Raw genomic sequence first — 5,401 nt, forward strand, 5'->3', positions numbered from 1 at the left:
GCCGAGTCGAGCATGATTTGCACTTTGAATGATCTTTTAATGCGATATTGGAGCGATCTTCTATGTTGTAGATAAATCGCCATTATTTAAGGTTAACTTCTGTCGAGGGCCGGATGTGATTGCCTTTCTTTCTGCCCGTGGCTCCGCTCGCGTTTCTGCCCGGGACTCTGCCCGGGTCTCTGTCCGGGGCGGAGAATTCGCCATGGAATTCGGGAGGTCACATATGGCAGACGATCCGGACGGTGCGAAGACGGTCAGGCTCGGGCGGCGGTCGCCGCTCACCTTCGGGGTCGGGCTCCTCGCTCTCATCAGCCTGTTGGGCGCGACCTGGGCGCCGGAACCCGGCATCGCCGCCCCGCGGGGGCAGGGAGGCGTCCAGCACGTCGTGCCGGTCGGGCCGGACGTCACCGCCGGCCCGCCGGTGACCGGACCCGGTCCCGCAGGGCCGGCCTCCGGCGCGGAGCGGGGACCGGCCGCCGGACGCGGGGGCGTGGAGGTCAAGGCGGCGCCGCCCGAAGGCGGCCGAGACCGTTCCCTGAAACGGAGGCTCGCCGGGCTCGGTCTTCCCGCGGGCGCGAGGTCCCACACTCGGGCGTCCCGCGCGGCCTGCCCGGCGACCTCTGTCATCTGCCTGGAGAACAGCCTGCCGGGTAACCCCTCCAGCGAGTGGGACGTACCGGGGGCCGGCAGCAGCAGCATCCAGGGATACGCGACCCAGATGAGCGTCGACAAGGGGGAGACCGTCCAGTTCAAGGTGAACACCCTGGCGACCGCCTACCACGTGGACGTCTACCGCATCGGGTACTACGGCGGCATGGGCGCACGAAAGATCACAACGCTCACTCCCTCGGCCACACTGCCGCAGTCGCAGCCGCTCTGCCTCACGGATTCGACGACCGGACTGGTCGACTGCGGGAACTGGGCGGTCTCGGCCTCGTGGGCCGTGCCGGCCAACGCCGTCTCCGGGGTCTACATCGCCAACCTGATCCGGGATGACGGGACAAGCGGTGTCAGCCAGATGATATTCGTGGTCCGGGACGACGAACGCGGCGCGGATCTCCTGCTGCAGACCTCGGACAGCACCTGGCAGGCGTACAACAAGTACGGCGGCAACAGCCTCTACTCCGGAAGTGTTCCGGCGGGGCGGGCCTACAAGGTCAGTTACAACCGGCCGTTCACCACGCGCGTCGCCAGCTGCTGCGCCGGTTCGGTGGAGAGCTGGTTCTTCAACGCCGAATACCCCATGATCAGATGGATCGAGGCCAACGGCTACGACGTCAGCTACACCAGCAGCATCGACACCGCGATGCGCGGCCAGCAGATGCTCAACCACAAGATCTTTCTCTCCGTCGGTCATGACGAGTACTGGTCCAACGACATGCGGGACAACGTCACGAACGCCCGGGACAACGGTGTGAACATAGCCTTCTTCTCCGGGAACGAGGCTTTCTGGAAGGGCCGCTGGGAGGCCGCCGCCGACGGGACTGCCTACCGGACCTTTGTCTCCTACAAGGAGACGCTGGCGAATGCCAAGATCGACCCGAGTCCGCAGTGGACCGGGACGTGGCGTGATCCACGTTTCTCCCCGCCCTCGGACGGTGGCAGGCCGGAGAACACGCTGGACGGGACGTGGTTCAGGGTCAACGGTGTCTCCAGCGACGCGCTGACCGTGCCGGCCGACTACGGCAAGATGCGACTCTGGCGCAATACGTCCGTGGCGAATCTTTCTCCCGGCCAGACAGCCGTCTTCGCCAACGGGACGCTCGGCTACGAATGGGATGTGTCACCCAGCAACGGGTTCGAACCGGCAGGCCGGGCCCTGCTTTCCAGCACGGTGGCGAACCTCACGTCCAAATACCTGCTCGACTACGGCAGCTCGTACGGGCTCGGAACCGCGATCCACAATCTGACGCTCTACCGGGCCGCCAGCGGTGCGCTCGTCTTCGGCGCGGGGACCGTCCAGTGGTCGTGGGGACTGGACGCCACCCACGATCGAGCGGGCCCAGCCGCCGACATCCGGATGCAGCAGGCGACGGTCAACCTCCTCGCCGACATGCAGGCCCAGCCCGCCAGCCTCCAGCCGGGTCTGGTCCCGGCCACCGCGTCGACGGACACCGTCCCTCCCACGTCGACGATCACAAGCCCGTCGAGCGGGGTCACCCTGCCCGAGCTGACGAGCGTCACGATCCAGGGAACGGCGGCCGACACCGGGGGCGGCGTCGTGGCCGGAGTCGAGGTCTCGGTCGACGGCGGTACCCGGTGGTTTCCGGCGACGGGCCGGGAGAACTGGCAGTATCGCTGGACGCCCCAGACCACGGGAACCGCGACCATCGCGGTCCGGGCGGTCGACGACATCGGCAACCTCCAGGGGACTCCGACCACGATCACCGTCACCGTCACCACGTCATGTGACGCCTGCACCGTCTGGCCGTCCAGTAGCGTGCCCGCCATCGACTCGGTCAACGACCCCGTGCCGCTCGAGCTCGGGGTGCAGTTCCAGACCACGACTGCGGGCACCATCAGAGGCGTCAGGTTCTACAAGGGCGCGCTCAACACGGGAACGCACACCGGGAACCTCTGGAGTGCGAGCGGGCAGCTCCTGGCGAGAGCCACGTTCACCAACGAGACGGCGAGCGGGTGGCAGCAGGTGGACTTCGACACGCCGGTCGCGGTGACCGCCAACACGACGTATGTCGCCTCGTACTACACGACGTCCGGGAACTACTCGCTGACGCTCCCCTACTTCACCACGCAGTACACGAACGGCCCGTTCGTGGTGCCGGCCAGCGGTGTGCAGGTCAGCAACGGTGTCTACGCCTACAGTGCGACGAGCACCTTCCCGACCGGTACCTACCGGGCCAGCAACTACTGGGTCGACGTGCTGTTCGTACCGGTGAGGAGCATATGGGACAACCAGACGGTTCCCCAGGTCCCAACGCAGAACGACCCCAACGCCGTCACGCTCGGTGTCAAGTTCCAGCCGCTGACCGATGGCAGCATCCAGGGCATCCGTTTCTACAAGGGCGTCAAGAACACCGGGACGCATGTCGGGACCCTGTGGACGAGTGACGGGCAGTTGCTCGCCAGCGCGACCTTCACCAACGAGACGGCGAGCGGGTGGCAGCAGGTGAACTTCGCGACGCCTATCGCGGTGACCGCCAACACGACATATGTCGCCTCGTACTACACGAGCTCGGGGCTCTACTCGCTGACCTCGTCGTATTTCACCGCGCCGTACATGAACGGCCCGCTCGTCGCGCCGGGTAACGGTGACGAGGGGGGCAACGGCGTCTACACGTACGGTGCGACGAACACCTTCCCGACCAGCACCTACCAGGCAAGCAACTACTGGGTCGACGTATTGTTCGTGCCCTTCACCAGCCTCTGGGAAAAAACGGATACCCCCGCGGTCAACTCCTTTCCCGACAAACAGCCCGTCACGGTCGGTGTCAAATTCAAGACGATGACGAGCGGCACCATCAGGGGTGTTCGTTTCTACAAGGGGGACAAGAACACCGGGACGCATGTCGGGGCCCTGTGGACGAGTGACGGGCAGTTGCTCGCCAGCGCGACCTTCACCAACGAGACGGCGAGCGGGTGGCAACAGGTGAACTTCGCGACGCCGGTCCCGGTGACCGAGAACACTACCTATGTCGCCTCTTACAACACGGTGTCCGGTAACTACTCGCTAAAACGACCGTATTTCACTGCGCAATACACGAGCGAGCCTCTTATCGCGCCGGCCAGCGGCGCGGAGGGAGGAAACGGCGTCTACACGTACGGTGCGACGAGCACCTTCCCGACCAGCACCTACCAGGCCAGCAACTACTGGGTCGACGTGGTGTTCGACGTCGACAGCACTCCGGCCTGATCGGTCCGGCGCGGCACCTCACCGTGCTCGCGAAACCCCGGCCGGGGCCTTCCCCGTAGCGCCGGACGAGTGGCCGGGCACCGCAGAAACCGCGGTGCCCGGCTCCGTTCCGGCGCCGGAGCGCGGGTGCCTGCTCCAGGCGACCGCGGACAGCAGGCTCACGACCATGACGATCGGTATCCGCTGCCGGAAGATGAGACCGATGTTGGACATGGTGGTGGTGTACATGATCGTGCACGGCACGGCGAAGAGCAGCAGGATCAGCAGCATCCTGCGGTTCTCACCCCACATTCGCCGGACCCCGAGGGCCGCGCACCACAGAAGGTAGTACCACAGCACCGCCTCGATCTTCGCCAGCTGTAGCACCAGGCTGCCGTCCATCCAGGGGAACGGGGAAAGAAGCGTGTAGACCAGCTTCGGCAGGAACGCGCTCCACGGATTGCCGCCGTCGTCGAAGGCGATTCCCGAACCTCCCGCGGCGTTGGAGTGACGGACGGTCTCCGACTGCCCGCGCTCCAGCTGCTCCTGCATCATGGCGAGCGGTGTGCTCTCGGCCACGTCAGGAAATATCAGGACAGGCACTAGGAATATGGCCAGGATGGCCAGCACGCACAACGGGAAAGCGCGCTTGAGGCCCGCCAGGCCGAGAATCAGCGGTATCGCGCACATGAAAACCATGTAGGGGCGCACGTTCCAGAGCGCCCACAGCAGCGGCCCAAGGAGAAGCAGTTTACGCATGTCGAAACGCTGGACGTTCGAAGCGGCGAGGCCGAGACAGGCTATGACGAGAAACGCGTTGAACCCGTCCTTGAACGTGTCGGACGTGTGCAGCATGAATGCCGGCATGAATGCCATCAGGGTCATCAGCCTGAACGCCGCGCGCTCGTCGGCGCCGATGAGCCGCGCGAACCTGTACATGACGGCGCACAGCCCGCAGGCGATGAGCGCCACGAAGGCGGTGCAGGCCAGGGGGGCCGGGCCGCCGCACAGGTACATGATCGCCGCGAAGATGTTGCAGGGCACCGCCACGGAGTAGAGGCTGTCGATCTGCTCGGAGGTGACGAACGTGAAGCCCTCGTGCTTCCAGTACGCCAGGATCTCCAGGGCCCTGCCCTCGTAGACGAAGTTGTCTCCGCCGTATGCGATGGAGTTGGACCGCATCACGAGGACGTGAACGAGCAGTCGCACGACGAAGGCCAGCATCAGCACCCACAGGGCACGCCGGGCCACCCGCGCGCCGAGGGCCGTCTGAACAATGAACACCAGCGCCACCACGGCGGCCGCGACGATTATGTACTCCACAGAGAATCACCCGTACGATGTCGTGGCCGGATCGGGATTTCGCGTGCCGAAGGCGTGTCGGCTCTCCGGCGCGGGGGAGGGGCGAGGGGGTGGGCATCGCCCGCCGACTTTAATGGCCGGGCGCGCCCTTACCATCGGATATGCCATCGTCCGGCTGCTTAAATTCCCGCAAAGAAATACGGGCTCCGGAACGACCACATGTCGGCTCATTTCATCGCTTGACTCGGT

Annotated in this window: 2 protein-coding genes; one reads left to right on the forward strand and one right to left on the reverse strand. The window is 65.4% G+C overall.

Translation table 11 applies throughout. The features are described 5' to 3' along the window. The first annotated feature begins 223 nt into the window (after window positions 1-223). Window positions 224-3,871 carry a DUF4082 domain-containing protein gene (locus ABZU75_RS45025; RefSeq protein ID WP_355569235.1) on the forward strand — a complete coding sequence of 1,216 codons (3,648 nt, stop codon included), beginning with the start codon at window positions 224-226 and terminating at the stop codon, window positions 3,869-3,871. Between the two features lie 18 nt (window positions 3,872-3,889). Here the strand turns inward: ABZU75_RS45025 and ABZU75_RS45030 are convergent, their stop codons facing one another. After that, window positions 3,890-5,173 carry a hypothetical protein gene (locus tag ABZU75_RS45030; RefSeq protein ID WP_355569238.1) on the reverse strand — a complete coding sequence of 428 codons (1,284 nt, stop codon included), beginning with the start codon at window positions 5,171-5,173 and terminating at the stop codon, window positions 3,890-3,892. Window positions 5,174-5,401: the final 228 nt, after the last annotated feature.

The organism is Streptosporangium sp. NPDC005286, from assembly GCF_040607515.1.
GTDB lineage: Bacteria > Actinomycetota > Actinomycetes > Streptosporangiales > Streptosporangiaceae > Streptosporangium.

What these genes read in the sequence shown, in the direction of transcription:
- ABZU75_RS45025 (WP_355569235.1), top strand. Translation starts at nt 224, where the DNA reads ATGGCAGACGATCCGGACGGTGCGAAGACGGTCAGGCTCGGGCGGCGG.